Source organism: Spirulina major PCC 6313 (assembly GCF_001890765.1).
In the GTDB taxonomy this organism is placed as follows: Bacteria; Cyanobacteriota; Cyanobacteriia; order Cyanobacteriales; family Spirulinaceae; genus Spirulina; species Spirulina major.
The window spans coordinates 3743982-3758030 of the sequence record NZ_KV878783.1; the positions used below are offsets into that span (position 1 = coordinate 3743982).

Genomic DNA, 14049 nt, shown 5'->3' on the forward strand with positions numbered 1-14049 from the left:
GCCCCACACCCCTTAATTTGCCGTTTTTCTCGCTCCTCCCTCAAGGCAAGTATTCCATCAATTGATGAGCCTCTGAATTGTGGGGGAATTCTTGCAAAATTGTGGTGAGGGTTTGGCGGGCTGCGTCCCATTGTTCGGCATTCATTTTGGCGTTGGCAATGCCTAATTGGGCTTGGAGACGGCTGCGGGTTGCGTCGGGGGAGAGATAGCGTAGGGCAGTTTCAAAGGCGGTGATGGCCTCCCTTAATTCCCCTAAACCGTTCAAACTTTCCCCTAAACCGATGTGGAATTGGGGCTGATTGGGCCAATTTTGCACTGCTTGACGATAAAGGGCGGCGGCTTCTGACCATTGACGGCGGCCAAGGTAGATTTCACCGGCCAAATCAAGGGCGATCGCCTCTTTTTCTTTTGCCCCCAATGTATCTAAACCCGTATGAAAACCCACGACTTTTCGCAAGGCCTCCAGGGCTTGACTCTCTTCCCCCTGCCACAGCAAAAATCTGGCCCAATCGTAATAACCCCAAATCAAATCGGGATCGAGGGCTAATGCTTTTTCATAGGCCGCTGCGGCATCACTAAACCGGCCTTCTTTCTCGTACAAAGGAGCGATGGCAAGATAGTTATAGGCAAAATCGGGATTGGTTTCAATGTTGCGTTCATAGATTTCTAAGCCCCGCAACCAAAACCCCAAAGCCGTTAACGTCGTGGCCAATTCGTACTGAGCATGGGCATGGATTTGATCCGGCGGGGTACTGATCGGCCCTCGGTAGCCGTTGCCCCGGATGCCCCCATCGGTAATCGGTTCCCCCAAAGGGGTATAGGTGCGATCGCCCAAACTGGGAACCACAAACCCATAGGTGGGTTGTAATGCCATGGCGGTGTGATAGGTTCCCACCGCCGCGAGGGTTTGCCCCCCCTGGATTTGGACTTGGGCCAGCTTAAACCGTAACCCGGTGGGGTTTTCCAGTTCTTCCGGTAGGGTGAGGGCTTGGAGATAGGCGGCGATCGCCCCTTCAAAATCTTCTAAACATAACAAAGCATCCCCCAGGGCTTCCGCTTCGGGGGCGGTTTGGGGGGAATGGGCAAGATTGCGCTGTTCCCAGCAAATGCCTGCCAAGGCGGGATCTTGACGGGGAATCGCCGCCACGGGTTGCCCCATCCCCCACAGGAATAACCCAGCGATCGCCGCTGCTTTGATCATGGTGCAATTTTTCAAACGCTAATAATGGAATTTTAGGGGAGAAGGGAGGGGTTGTAGCCCGTTTATATCATCGCAGAGCAAGACCACGAGGAAAGAGCAGGCCCAAGGCCACAGCATTCAGAATACAATTTCAGTAGATTGCGATCGCGTTTATCCATCATGCGTCATTGTCTGAATCCCGGTTGTTTGCATCCCTCTAATCCCGAAAATCACCAATTTTGTATCAAGTGTGGCCAAAAATTGCTTCTCCGGGAACGATATTGGGCCCAGCGAATTCTTGGCCAGGGTGGGTTTGGGCGTACCTTTCTCGCTGTTGATGAAGATAAGCCCTCAAAACCCTTTTGTGTCATCAAGCAACTTTTACCCCAAGCTCAAGGGACGGAAAACATCGCCAAAGCTGAGACATTATTCGCCCAGGAAGCGGAGCAATTAGAACAATTGGGGCATCATCCGCAAATTCCGGAGCTATTGGCCTATTTTACGGACAATGGTCAACAGTACTTAGTACAAGAGTTTGTTGATGGCGCGACGCTAGCGCAAGAATTAGCGGAAAATGGGGTATTTTCTGAGCAACAGATTCGAGAATTACTGATTGATTTATTGGGAATTTTAGATTTTGTGCATAGCAAAAATGTCATTCACCGTGATGTTAAGCCCGACAATATTATTCGGCGATCATCCAATCAAAAATTGGTTCTGGTGGATTTTGGTGCGGCAAAGGTCTTGCAGCAAGTTCAGCGCACCGTGACAGGAACGATTATCGGTGCAGCGGAATATTGTGCGCCGGAGCAAGCTATGGGCAAGGCCAAATTTGCGAGTGATTTATATAGTTTAGGGGTGACGTGTCTCCATCTACTGACGCGGATGAGTCCTTTTGATTTGTATGATTCTAATGAAATGGAGTGGGTCTGGCGCGATTTTCTCAGTGGGAATTCAATCAGTGATGAACTGGGTCAAATTTTGGATCATTTAATTCAGCAAGCTTCTAACAAGCGGGCGCGATCAGCCCAAGATGTTTTGCAACTGTTGCAACCTGCCCGCACTGGTGCTCATCCATCGCAAATATCCCAGACGATTCTATCTGAACCTGAAACCCAACAGTCACTTGTACAATCTCAACCGTCACAGATTCCGGCACGGTATCAACGGTTAGCGACACTGCTCAAGGCGGGGGATTGGCGGAGCGCTGATGCAGCAACAGCCAAGCAAATGCTGGTGGTGGCAAACCGTACAGAGGAAGGCTGGTTAAATCCTGAGTAAGGATTCAGGTGGGGGGGGGTTGACAAATCAGAAAAAACAGCTAGGTTAGCACAATGAAGCCCATCGAGATTCCCCCAGCCGTCGAACGAGAGCAACTGAGACAAGCATCATCAGAGGTGCTGGTGGAACTGGTGTTGCGGCAACAAGAGATTATTCAGCAACTAGTCTGGGAAATAGAGCGGCTCAAGAACAACGCCAACAGCGATAGCGAGAGTTCATCGAAACCCCCATCAAGCGACATCCACAAACGCTCAGAACACCAACCCCCAGAAAAAGAGCCACCAAGCCAAGGAAAGCGTAAACCCGGTGGGCAACCCGGTCATCAGGGAAAAACTCGCAAAGGGTTTGGCAGAATAGACCGCTACGAAATGGTGCGAGCGCAAGTGTGTGGGTACTGTGGGAGCCAAGAGTTGAGCCTAGTCCCCCGAAAAACGCGCCGCCATGAAGTAGCCGAGTTAATCCAACCCGCCATAGAAGTAGTGGAGTATGAGCAGCAGTGCTGCTGTTGTAGCCGATGTGGACAGGAAACATGGGGAGAGTTACCGCCGCCAGTGCTGGGAGGTCAAAGCTTAGGAGCCGGACTGCAATCCCTGTTGGTGTGGTTGGGGAACTACGCTCACATGAGCTATGAAAAGCAGCAGGAATTCCTAGAGGAACTGGGGAATATCACCGTGGGAGTAGGGACATTACAAGCGACCAACGAAAGGGCATCCCAAAGCGTTAAGCCGACAGTAGAGGAACTGGGAAACTGGGTGAAACACCAAGACTACGCCCAAGTGGATGAAACACCATGGCTAGTCAAGGGAGTGAAAGAGTGGATGTGGGTAGTGTGTGGGGTGGGTTTTTGCCTCTTCCACGCCGCTGATACTCGTTCAAGGGCGGAATTAGAGACCCTATTAGGTCGAAGCTTTGATGGTGTACTCGTCTCTGATGACTTCAGTGTGTACAACGGTTATGAGGTGAAAGCCCAGCAGAAGTGCTTGGCTCATCTGAGGCGGCACTTCAAGAAAGTCTGCAAGCTCAGGCATGGAAAAATCCAGAGTTGGCGAAGGCATTCCTGGATTTGATTGACACAGCCTTTGAGCAGCATCGTCAGTGGCGTGAAACCGAGGATGGGGCTGCCTATCATCAATGGGCGGCGGGCTTTATCTATGAGGTGAAGGCGGCTGTGGAGCATTGGCTCCCCCTGGCTGGGCATGAGGCGGGCTTGTTATTGCGCTCTCTACGCGATAAGGCAAATCAGTGGTGGTATTTCCTGTCCCATCCAGAAATTCCCCCGGATAATAATCGTGCGGAACGCTCGTTGCGGTTGGCTGTAACCAAGCGTAAGGTTTGTGGTGGCTCGCGTTCGATGGCAGGTTTTGCCCAGACGGCAAGGTTACTGAGTGTGATTCAGACTTGTCGGACTCAAGGGCGTTCGGTGTTGAGTTTCTTGAAACAAGCTTTGATGGCGACGGCTTCTCCTGAGCAAGTCTCCATGCCTTCCCTCATCCCTGCTACCTGAATCCTTACAATCCTGAGTCTATTGATAACTTTCCTTGTGAGGATTTACGTGCCATTGATCAGCTTTGGGTTCATTACAGCCAGGGACATTTTGGGTTTAGTGTTCAGAAGCAAATTTATCAATCTTTAGGCGGCATAAGGAAGTCTAATGCGAAGGTCTGGAATGGTTTTGGAGATGCAGTGGGTTGGCGAAAGGGTAGCACCTGGTTATACTACAAAGATTTAAAATTTAATACCTCATCTCCTGTTGGCCACCTCCCGATTGGGTTTGCGGATGTGTGGGGTCGAGTTTGGTTCGGTTTTTTTGTTTTGCGTTTTTTTGGTTTGGGTATTCTTCTCTCGCGTCGAGACTTGTAGACTGTAATCCATAAAAGCTAGAGACTTTTTTTAAGAATCATTAACCCGTTGATTTTTACGAAGCCATGCGGGGTCTGGCTTTTCAATACCTGGCACTGGAATTTCACAGCGAAGACTGAGGCGCGGATTGGGGGGAGGGAACCCAATTTGTCTCGCTAAAATGGAGAACACCATCACCACTCCCCCACCATGCCCAACACCATCACCATCGACATTCCCGACTACACCTATCAACGCCTCCTCCACACCGCCCAAGCCACCAAAAAAAACCTCACCGAAATTATCCTCCGCGTCCTCGAAATCGGTAGCCCTCCCGACTGGCAAGACATCCCCCCCGAATATCAAACCGATGTCGCCGCCCTCGATCGCCTCCCCGACCCCGACCTGTGGCAAATCGCCCGCAGCCAACAAACCCCCGACCAAATGCAGCGTTATGACGAACTTCTAGAACGCAACCAAGCCGGCACAATCACCCCCGCCGAACAACTCGAACTCAGCCAGCATCGTCAAGATGCTGAACGCCTGATGCTCTGCAAAGCCCAAGCCATAGTCCTGCTCCGCTGGCGAGGACATTCCATTCTGGATCTCCAATAAATGTCTCCCTACATTCCCACCGAACTGCGTCAACAGATTCGTCACCGTGATTTGGGACGTTGCTGCTACTGTCTAACCCGTGAGACGATTAGTGGCATTTCCCTGGCAATTGATCACATCCAACCCCAAAGTAAAGGCGGCAAATCTACTCTAGATAATCTATGTTTGTCTTGCCGCGTCTGTAACGAATTTAAGTCCAATCAAACTGAAGCCCAAGATCCCCTGACGGGTGAATCTGTCCCTTTATTTAATCCTTGTACCCAAAAGTGGAGTGAGCATTTTAGGTGGACTGTGAATGACACGATGGTTACAGGTAAAACAGCGATCGGACGAGTCACGGTGCAAGCCCTCAAAATGAATAACCCTGCTATTGTTTCGGCCAGACAACGGTGGGTCACAGTCGGTTGGCATCCTCCCGATGATATAGCGAATTAACTTCCCTCGTGTCATGGCTCTGCCGTGACACGCGCCTTGAGCGGCTCCGCCGCCTGGGGAACCCACGCAGAATATGACCAAATTTTGCGTCGGGGCTGAAGCGTGATGTGCGGCGGGGAATTGAGTGCGATCGCGTTCGGTTCAGTGCCTAACAGTGGATGGTTGCCAGAATGCCTACAATAAGGGTGTGTGAATCGACAGGCGCAATGGTACAAACTCCCGTATCCCCTCAACCCCTTTTCCTGGAATTGCCCCCAGACCTCGCCCTACAGGTCACGCCGGAACAGTTCGCCGCTCTGGCCGTGACCAATCGTGATCTCAGACTCGAACGCACTGCAACCGGAGCATTAATCGTGAACCCACCCACTGGCGGCATTTCTGGCAAACGGAATTTAAGTATCAGTATTCAATTAGGGAATTGGTCGGAAGCGAACGAGCAACGAGGTGAAGCATTTGACTCATCCACGGGGTTTGAATTGCCCAACGGTGCGAATCGTTCCCCCGATGCCTCGTGGGTGCGGCGCGATCGCTGGGATGCCCTCACGCGGGAACAGCAGGAGGGGTTTGTTCCCCTCTGTCCAGATTTTGTTGTGGAGTTGCGATCGCGCAGCGACAGTTTAAACACCACTCGCGCCAAACTCCAAGAATATCTCGACAACGGCACACAATTAGGCTGGCTCATCGACCCCCAAAACCAACGGGTAGAAATTTATCGCCCCGGTTGCGAGGTTGAAACCCTAGACTGCCCCGATATGCTCTCCGGTGAACCAATCCTGCCCGGATTTATCTTAAAATTGCAACGAATTTGGGCGTAAGGGGTTGGTGGATGTTGATGCAGCACGGTTTTCCCTGAAGTAGGCACATTGCCTAACTGAGATGCACCCCAGATAATTTCTGAACGAGGATAACACAATGACTTCAATACTGATCAAAAATAAAGTTCTGCAAGAGATAGACCTGATCCCAGAAGATAAGTTAGTTGATTTGTACAACTTCATTCACAATTTCAGACTAGGCTTAGAAAAATCACAAGAGACAAACAATAAACCCATTTCCGCCTTTGCCGGTTGTTGGCAAGATATGCCCGATGAAATATTTAATGATTTCACAACAGAAATAAAACAACGTTAACCCCTTGATCTTAGAAATTCTAGGTGTCTTAACCGCCTTGGCTAGTGCTATACCTGATCAATTTATTACCTGATATCGCCAATGACGATCGCCATTGCTGTTGAAAAGACCCCCCTTGCGGCTGATCCTTTGGGTGTTGTCCGAGTTGCGCAAACTCGTGTCACCCTTGATACTGTTGTGACGGCTTTCCTGGAGGGATGCACACCAGAGGAGATCACAGAGCAGTACCCATCATTACAACTGTCGGATATCTACCTCGTCATTGGCTACTATCTGAGGCATCAAGATGAGGTCAATACTTATCTGGCAGAACGTCAACAGCAGGCGTATTTAATCCGGCAAGAAATTGAACAACGTTTTAGCCCTGTGGGAATTCGCGATCGCCTCCTCGCCAGACGCAATCAATCTGGGATGCAACCACGCGATCCGCGAACCGCGTACCTATCGCCAATGAACTGCACCAAAGGGCGAAACACCTCCACCAGTTCCCCCCGGCTGACGGTTAAACAGGGGAAAGGGCGATCGCCATAATCTACCCCCACCTGTAACGGGAACACCGGCCCCGGCTCCAGGGAAATAAACCCACCGCCCGCCGCCTGCACTAGGGGCCAAACCCCCGCAATATCCCAAATTTTCGGCGTAGCCTCCACGCCCCCCAACGCAGCCCCACAGGCCACCAGGGAGATGTTATAGCTGGCCACACCGATCATCCGAATCTTGCAGGGGAAGGGCGCTTTTAAAATATCGGTACTGTGGGCGCAGAGATTAAACAAGAGGACATTCCATTCTGGATCTCCAATAAATGTCTCCCTACATTCCCACTGAACTGCGTCAACAGATTTGTCAGCGTGATTTGGGACACTGCTGCTACTGTCTAACCCGTGAGTAGATTAACTTACCGCGATCATCACCCCTTCACTTTCCTGCTTGAGACGATCCACCGTACAGATTGCATAGGTTCCGGGGTTAAGATTCACCGCCCGACTAGCCGCCGGGAGTAATTGCCGCAGCGTCCACCCCCCAGGAACCGCTTCGTAGATTGTCCAGCCCCACAGATCTTGATTTGCGGGCGCTTGCCACGACAATCGCCCCTTATCCGCCTTCACCTCCACCGGGATTGCGGGTCTTGTGCCCCCCGTCGCATTTAATACCGGAACGAGGGACGGATTTGGGTAGAGCTTTGATCGAAACATCTCGCGCACGTTTTGGGTATTTTCCAACAGGGGTTTGATGTTGTAGTAAATATTTCCCAAGGCCTTGCTTTTGTTCAAATCTCGCGTCAAATTTACCTGCCATTCAAACTCACTCACCGGCCATTCCGAATTATCCAGCTTCACCAAATTATTACCGGGGTAAATATGCGCCCCCTTGGGGTTATTTTCTGTCCACCATTTCAGCAAGACGGGATAGCTCTGCTGCACTTGGTCAATTTTCCAGTAGAGTTGCGGGGCGATGTAGTCTACCCAGCCTTGGGCGAGCCACTGTTTCGGGTCGGCATAGAGGGCGGCATATTGATCCAAACCTCTGATGCCTTCAGGTTGACCGGGGCGATAGATACCAAAGGGGCTGATCCCGAATTTAACGTGGGGCTTGGTGGCGCGGATGCCGGTGCTGAGGCGTTTGACCATTTTATTGACGTTATCCCGTCGCCAGTCGGCTAAACCGAGGGAGCCGCCGTTTTTGCGGTATTGGTCGTAGGTTTTGCTGTCGGGGAAGGGTTCGTCGGGTTTGGGGTAGGGGTAAAAATAATCGTCGAGGTGGATGCCGTCGATGTCGTAGCGTTTAACCACGTCGAGGATGACTTCATAGGTGCGGTTTTGGACGAGTTCACTGCCGGGGTCCATCCAGCGGCCAGAGCCGTAGTTATGGACTTCGCTGGGATAGACGGCATCGATGTGGGGCGGGGTGACGGGGGTGTTGCGGGAGATTTGGGCGCGGTAGGGGTTAAACCAGGCGTGAACTTCGATCGCACGTTTGCGGGCTTCTTCGATCACATAGGCGAGGGGGTCGTAGAAGGGATCGGGGGGTGTGCCTTGTTTGCCGGTGAGCCAAGCGCTCCAGGGTTCGCGGCTGGAGGCGTAGAGGGCATCGCCTTCGGGGCGGACTTGAAAAATGAGGGCGTTGAGGTTGAGGTTGACCATCGTATCAAGGATGGTGCGGAGTTCTTGCTGTTGGGTGGCGGTGGGTAAGCCTGCCCGCGAGGGGAAGTTAATGTTCCAAACCGAGGCGACCCACACGCCGCGAAATTCGCGCTGGTGGGCGACGGGGATTGCGTCGGCGCGGGGGGCTGGGGGTGCGGCGACGATCGCACTGGAGGTGATTTTCGGCATCTGGCCAAGCGATACCAGGGCTTGGTAGATCATGGCGCAGACTTCGCCCCTGGTGACGGATTGGTTCGGGCGGAGGCGTTTTAGATCGGGATAGTTCACCACTAATTCGAGGCGGGTGGCATATTTGGCTGCTGGTTCGCCGTAGCTGGGGATCTCGGCCCAGTCGGTATAGTATTGCGGCAAGAGGATGCGATCGACCCCCGACGGGGCCGGATCAAGGGCGTTGACCAGGGCGATCAGTACTTGGATTTTGGTGACTTCGAGATTGGGGCGAAATTCTCGATTGGGGAAGCCGGAGAGGATGCCCATTTGGTAGGTTTTCGCGATCGCATTCGCCGCCCAAAAACTCCCATTCACATCCACAAACTGAATCGGGTCGCGCACGAGGGGCAGCTTAAACACATTGGTCATCAACGCCGCAAACTGGGCCCGGTTGATCCGCTGATTGGGCCGAAACGTGCCATCGGGAAAGCCGCTGGTAAAATTCGCCTTGGCCATCGCTGCAATAAAGGGCTGTGCCCAATGGCCCGCCGTATCACTAAACTGCGGCTCCGGCGGTGCGATCGGCGTGAGGGTCAAGGTCACATCATAATCACCCACGGCTACACCCTTTACCTGTGCCGTGAGTTTGCCCGTGGCATCAACGCTCGCCTTGGTGGTGATGTTATCCATACGCCCTCTATCCGCATTTCTCTAGGCTCAAGTGTACACCGAGTTTTTGAGCATGGATGAGGCTTAAGCCCTCATCCCCAACCCTTAACCGCGCCACAAATATTTGCCTGTTTGCAAAGGGCGCGATCGCGCTGAAGCCCCAAACGCCTGGGATTCAAATCCCAGGCTCATAGCCCAAACCCGTTAAAACGGGTTCAAGGGTCTGCTCAGAACCGGTTGAACGGGTGATCAAAAGTGCCTGGAGTCGGCTAAAGCCGACTTACGCTATGAGCCAAGAACCTGATTGACTGACAAAAGAAGTGGTAGGGATAGCTAAAGAGGTTGCCCTGACTGAAATACAGAGAATTAAGAAATGGGAGTCAGTCCTCTAGAATTGAGTTACCACAACAAAACTCTGGAGAACTGTGAAAAAAACTCCCAAATTTACAATGCCCTGAAAACCTGGTTGGGTCAAGACATCCCCTGGGCGCATCTGAGCCACCTGACTACCTGCATCTGGATGGTCATCGCCGTCATCCAAACCGGAGCAGTCAACCTCACGAAATGGCTGCCGTATCTGCCCTGTCGAGGATTGTTTGCCCAAAGTAAACAGCGGCGAGTCCGACGCTGGCTGGGCAATAGCCGCATCAATATTCATCGACTCTACAAACCCATCATCAAAGCCGCCTTAGCCGATTGGCAGGATGAGGTGATGTACCTGAGCTTAGACACCTCACTATTTTGGGATGAGTATTGTCTGATTCGGGTGGCTGTGGTGCATCGCGGTCGTGCTTTACCCCTAGGCTGGCGTGTGTTGGCTCATCCCAGTGCCTCGGTTGCCGCCAACACCTACCGAGAACTGCTCCAAGATGTCGCTCGACTCCTACCGCAAGGGGTGTAAGGTGGTGCTGCTGGCTGACCGGGGCTTTGTGCAGACGGAGACTATGACGCTGGTGCGCACCTTCGGCTGGCATTATCGCATCCGCATCAAAAAGCAATACCTGGCTTTGGCACTACTGCCAAAGGGCTGGAGCCAACCAAAAAGCGTTTCATCTCAAAACCCCGGTGAAAGCCCTCTTGCTGGCACAACGTCAAAACTTTCACAAAAGGTGAATGGTATGGTCCGGTTCAATGTCAATTTTCGGTCGCAACAATGTCAATGGCGAGTTTTGGGCGGTTGTCAGTGATGAACCGACCCACCTCCAGACTTTTGCTGAGTATGGTCTCCGGTTTGATATCGAGGAGGCGTTTCTCGATGACCAGTCTGGGGGTTGGCACCTCCAATCTTCCCAACTTCGCTCAGTTTGTGTTCTTTCCCGTCTCTGCTTCATTCTGGCTCTGGCGACTCTCTATGTCTCAGCTCAGGGTCTTGAGGTTGTCCAATCGGGCAAGCGTCGCTGGGTTGACCCCCATTGGTTTCGCGGCAATAGCTATTTTCGTATCGGTCTTGAGTGGATTCGTACTGCTCTCCTTGAGGGCTGGCGCTTGATTCGGCTTGTTGCTTTCTTTTCTAATTCTGACCCTGAACCGGCTATGGCTTCTCGTCCTCAGCATCGGCAACGCTCTTATCGCCTTGAATTCCAGTTTTGCTCTTTTTCTTACTCCCCTGACTGAATCTTTTGTCCGTCAATCAGGCCAAGAACTTCAGCCCCAAACGCCTGGGATTCAAATCCCAGGCTCATAGCCCAAACCCGTTAAAACGGGTTCAAGGGTCTGCTCAGAACCGGTTGAACGGGTGATCAAAAGTGCCTGGAGTCGGCTTTAGCCGACTTACGCTATGAGCCAAGAACTTCAGTTCTTGGCGGTGTCGCATTCTTCACTTCACCGGGTTGGCTTCTCAGCGAGGAGGGGCTGAATTTTTGCGATCGCCTCCCGCAACACCGCCGGCGGATGCACCAGAGCAAAGCGCACATAACCTTCTCCCATCGCGCCAAAGCCCGCCCCCGGAGCCAGTGCCACCCCGGTTTTTCGCACCAGTTCCTGACAGAAGCCGATAGAATTGTCGCGCCAATGGGGGGGAAGTTGCGCCCAAATGTACATCGTGGCGGGGGGGGTGCTGACGGGCCAGCCGATCGCAGCCATCGCCTCCACCATCGCATCTCGGCGATCAGCGAAGGTTTTTACGGTGGTGCTGACGATCGCTTGATTCGCTTCGAGGGCAGCGATCGCGCCTCGCATAATGCCGCGATATTGATTAAAATCGATCACCGCCTTGACCTGACGCAACGCCCCGATCATCTCCGCGTTGCCCACGGCGTAGGCGATGCGGAAGCCGCCCATATTGTAGGACTTGGAGAAGGTGAAAAACTCGATGCTGCGGGTTTTGTCCGGGTCGGCTTGGAGCAACGACGGCGCGGCGGGGCTACCTTCAAAGACGAGATCGGCATAGGGGAAATCGTGGGCCAACATGAGGTCATGACGCTTACAAAACGCGATCGCAGTTTTAAAGAAGTCCAGAGACGCGATCGCCGTCGTCGGATTGTGGGGATAACTCAACACCATCAACCGCGCCTGCTGCAACACCTCCGCCGGAATCTCCTCAAATTGCGGCAAAAACCCCGCCTCAGCCCGGAGCGGCATCCTGTGAACCCGTCCCCCCGCCAGGGCCACACCACCAAAATGGGACGGATACCCCGGATCTTGCAGCAGGGCATAGTCCCCCGGATTCAACACCGCTAAGGGTAAATGGGCCGTCCCCTCCTGACAGCCAATCAGGGGGAGCACTTCGGTGTCGGGGTCGATGGGGATGCCGTATTTTGCGGTGTAATGGCGGGCGATCGCTTGGCGAAAGGGTTCCGTACTCTGAAATAGGGCGTAACCGTGGGTGCTGGGGTCATCCAGGGCAGATGCGATCGCCTCTAGCACCACCGGCGGCGTGGGTAGATCCGATGATCCCAACGACAGATCAATAATCGGCAAACCCTGCGCGATCGCCTCTCCCTTAGCACGATCCATATCTGCAAAAACATTCGACTGAAGCGAGCGAAGACGATGGGCAAATTCCATAATTCAGAGGGTTAATTCAGGGAACATGGTCGCAACAGGGCATGATTCACCATGCCCGCAAGATTAAACCGGATCTTCACATGATTAGAGATTTTGATCGAGAAATTCCACAATTTTGGGCCGGGTGATGGCCCCTTCATGGGATGCGATCATGGTCTTATCTTTAAAAATGCGCAGCGCTGGCACTCCTTCTACCGCACATTGCTTGACCGCTGCGGGGTTAGGATCTATTTCTAACTTGACCACCTTAAGGCGATCGCCATAGTCTGCGGCTATTTTCTCAATCGACGGCGACATCAGCCGACAGGGCCCACACCACGCCGCCCAAAAATAGGCGAGCACGGGCTTTTCCGCGTGCATCACCTCTTGGTCAAATTGATCATCTTGAATTGTGAGGACAGTACTCATTGTTTTTGGCGTTAAATCAGGTACGTTAACTAAAGAGATTCAAACAAAATCTGATCTTCCATACTAGGGGAGTAACACGGGACAAAACAAGCTAACCCCGATCCCCAGAACTGAAATTAAAACCGTAAGATAGCCAAATTTAAAATCAAGTCCATGACCCAGTCTCCCCCGTCTGCTCTTTGGCCTAATCCTGATTTAACCCCTGCTGCTTTTGTGGCTGCAACGGCAACCGTGCTGGGTCATGTGACGCTGGGGGCAGGGGCGAGTGTGTGGTATGGGGCGGTCTTGCGGGGGGATGTGGAGCGGATTGAGGTGGGAGCACATAGCAATGTGCAGGATGGGGCGGTGCTCCATGGTGATCCGGGGCAGCCGACGGTGTTAGGGGATTATGTGACGGTGGGGCATCGAGCGGTGATTCATGGGGCACAGATTGAGCGGGGCTGTTTGATCGGGATTGGGGCGATCGTGCTCAATGGGGTGACGGTGGGGGCGGGGAGTATTGTCGGGGCGGGCTGTGTGGTGACGAAGGATGTGCCGCCGCGATCGCTCATGGTGGGCATTCCCGCGAAACGGGTGCGGGAGGTGTCCGAGGCCCAAGCTGCGGAATTAATCGAGCACGCCCAACGCTACGAAACCCTTGCTCAGGCTCATGCTGGCACAGGGACAGATCTAGGATTTCACGCTTAGGGATTGGGATCATCCGAGGTTTCAGCCTCCTGCTCAGAGTCTGCGGATTCACCCGGAAAACGGCGGGCCAATTCTGCTTCAAGCTCCACCATCAGGGTTTCGAGTACTGGCTCGTCGAGGCTCTCGTAGGCGGCGGGTGGGGTGGGATCGGGTTCAAAAAAGAGAATTTTAATTTGTCCATCGCCAATGGCCAGCATCAAAACTTCGGTTTCTGGATCGTAGGCATCCAGGAGGCCGAGGACTTCTTGGAGTTGGTTGGCGACGTTTTTGTTGAGGGTTTCGACGGCGCGACGCGGACAGGTGACAAAGTGCGGTTGCGGTTGCAGGTCAATGCCGAGCACGTCGTTAGCTTCGGGGTTGGCGAGGTGAAAGCTCCAACTCAAGGCGGCAATTTGGGGCCGACAGTCCCGCGCAAATTGGTCGAGGCGGTGCTTCCACGGCTCGGAGTTGGTTTGTGGGGGACGAGAACCAAACATGGGCAAGGAG

Annotated in this window: 15 protein-coding genes and 4 pseudogenes; 13 read left to right on the forward strand and 6 right to left on the reverse strand. The window is 53.1% G+C overall.

What is annotated here, in order from left to right; genetic code table 11:
• Nucleotides 1-40 precede the first annotated feature (40 nt).
• A complete protein-coding gene (locus SPI6313_RS16570) occupies nt 41-1201 on the reverse strand; it encodes a tetratricopeptide repeat protein (protein ID WP_072621992.1) in 1161 nt (386 codons plus the stop codon).
• Between the two features lie 159 nt (nt 1202-1360).
• On the opposite strand from SPI6313_RS16570, the pseudogene SPI6313_RS25170 reads away from it, so the two are divergent.
• The 9 genes and pseudogenes from SPI6313_RS25170 to SPI6313_RS25180 all read left to right on the forward strand — a co-directional run.
• Nucleotides 1361-1408 (forward strand): annotated as a pseudogene (locus tag SPI6313_RS25170) (hypothetical protein); the annotation flags it as partial.
• 33 nt (nt 1409-1441) lie between these two features.
• Nucleotides 1442-2461, forward strand: coding sequence for a protein kinase domain-containing protein (locus tag SPI6313_RS16575; RefSeq protein WP_245788836.1), 1020 nt, complete (start codon nt 1442-1444; stop codon nt 2459-2461).
• A gap of 53 nt (nt 2462-2514) precedes the next feature.
• A pseudogene (tnpC, locus tag SPI6313_RS16580) lies at nt 2515-3965 on the forward strand (IS66 family transposase).
• 53 nt (nt 3966-4018) lie between these two features.
• Nucleotides 4019-4321 carry a GUN4 domain-containing protein gene (locus SPI6313_RS25175; protein WP_425443128.1) on the forward strand — a complete coding sequence of 101 codons (303 nt, stop codon included), beginning with the start codon at nt 4019-4021 and terminating at the stop codon, nt 4319-4321.
• A 189-nt stretch (nt 4322-4510) separates the two neighbouring features.
• Complete coding sequence (locus SPI6313_RS16590) at nt 4511-4915, forward strand: hypothetical protein (RefSeq protein ID WP_072621993.1); 405 nt, start codon at nt 4511-4513, stop codon at nt 4913-4915.
• Nucleotides 4916-5350 (forward strand): HNH endonuclease, encoded by a 435-nt coding sequence (locus SPI6313_RS24495; protein ID WP_072621994.1) that lies wholly within the window; start codon nt 4916-4918, stop codon nt 5348-5350.
• A 206-nt stretch (nt 5351-5556) separates the two neighbouring features.
• Nucleotides 5557-6165: a Uma2 family endonuclease gene (locus SPI6313_RS16600; protein ID WP_072621995.1), complete on the forward strand. Its 609-nt coding sequence runs from the start codon at nt 5557-5559 to the stop codon at nt 6163-6165.
• A 97-nt stretch (nt 6166-6262) separates the two neighbouring features.
• A complete protein-coding gene (locus SPI6313_RS16605) occupies nt 6263-6481 on the forward strand; it encodes a hypothetical protein (RefSeq protein ID WP_072621996.1) in 219 nt (72 codons plus the stop codon).
• A gap of 81 nt (nt 6482-6562) precedes the next feature.
• Nucleotides 6563-6889: pseudogene (locus tag SPI6313_RS25180) on the forward strand (DUF433 domain-containing protein); the annotation flags it as partial.
• Here SPI6313_RS25180 and SPI6313_RS16615 read toward each other — a convergent pair.
• Together SPI6313_RS16615 and SPI6313_RS16620 are read right to left on the reverse strand one after the other, a co-directional pair.
• Nucleotides 6883-7254: pseudogene (locus tag SPI6313_RS16615) on the reverse strand (inositol monophosphatase family protein); the annotation flags it as partial. The pseudogenes SPI6313_RS25180 and SPI6313_RS16615 sit on opposite strands and share 7 nt — an antisense overlap.
• 117 nt (nt 7255-7371) lie before the next feature.
• The gene (locus SPI6313_RS16620; RefSeq protein WP_084669077.1) at nt 7372-9483 is read right to left on the reverse strand and encodes a glycoside hydrolase family 10-like protein; all 2112 of its coding nucleotides are present in this window, start codon (nt 9481-9483) and stop codon (nt 7372-7374) included.
• A gap of 352 nt (nt 9484-9835) precedes the next feature.
• On the opposite strand from SPI6313_RS16620, the gene SPI6313_RS23035 reads away from it, so the two are divergent.
• The 3 genes from SPI6313_RS23035 to SPI6313_RS23045 are packed head-to-tail and all read left to right on the forward strand — an operon-like array spanning nt 9836 to nt 11076.
• On the forward strand, nt 9836-10363 hold the full coding sequence (locus SPI6313_RS23035) for a hypothetical protein (protein ID WP_072620930.1): 528 nt from the start codon (nt 9836-9838) through the stop codon (nt 10361-10363).
• On the forward strand, nt 10332-10649 hold the full coding sequence (locus SPI6313_RS23040) for a transposase (protein ID WP_139276682.1): 318 nt from the start codon (nt 10332-10334) through the stop codon (nt 10647-10649). Before SPI6313_RS23035 ends, SPI6313_RS23040 begins: the two co-directional genes overlap by 32 nt.
• Nucleotides 10594-11076, forward strand: a complete 483-nt coding sequence (locus SPI6313_RS23045; protein ID WP_072621997.1) for a hypothetical protein — start codon at nt 10594-10596, stop codon at nt 11074-11076. The genes SPI6313_RS23040 and SPI6313_RS23045 overlap by 56 nt, the downstream gene beginning before the upstream one ends.
• A gap of 207 nt (nt 11077-11283) precedes the next feature.
• Here SPI6313_RS23045 and SPI6313_RS16635 read toward each other — a convergent pair whose 3' ends face one another.
• Nucleotides 11284-12468: an LL-diaminopimelate aminotransferase gene (locus SPI6313_RS16635; protein WP_072621998.1), complete on the reverse strand. Its 1185-nt coding sequence runs from the start codon at nt 12466-12468 to the stop codon at nt 11284-11286.
• Between the two features lie 84 nt (nt 12469-12552).
• A complete protein-coding gene (locus SPI6313_RS16640) occupies nt 12553-12876 on the reverse strand; it encodes a thioredoxin family protein (RefSeq protein ID WP_072621999.1) in 324 nt (107 codons plus the stop codon).
• 153 nt (nt 12877-13029) lie between these two features.
• On the opposite strand from SPI6313_RS16640, the gene SPI6313_RS24820 reads away from it, so the two are divergent.
• Nucleotides 13030-13563 (forward strand): gamma carbonic anhydrase family protein, encoded by a 534-nt coding sequence (locus SPI6313_RS24820; RefSeq protein ID WP_072622000.1) that lies wholly within the window; start codon nt 13030-13032, stop codon nt 13561-13563.
• On the opposite strand, the gene ccmS is transcribed toward SPI6313_RS24820, so the two are convergent.
• Nucleotides 13560-14039, reverse strand: coding sequence for a beta-carboxysome assembly chaperone CcmS (gene ccmS, locus SPI6313_RS16650; RefSeq protein ID WP_072622001.1), 480 nt, complete (start codon nt 14037-14039; stop codon nt 13560-13562). The genes SPI6313_RS24820 and ccmS overlap by 4 nt on opposite strands.
• Nucleotides 14040-14049 lie beyond the last annotated feature (10 nt).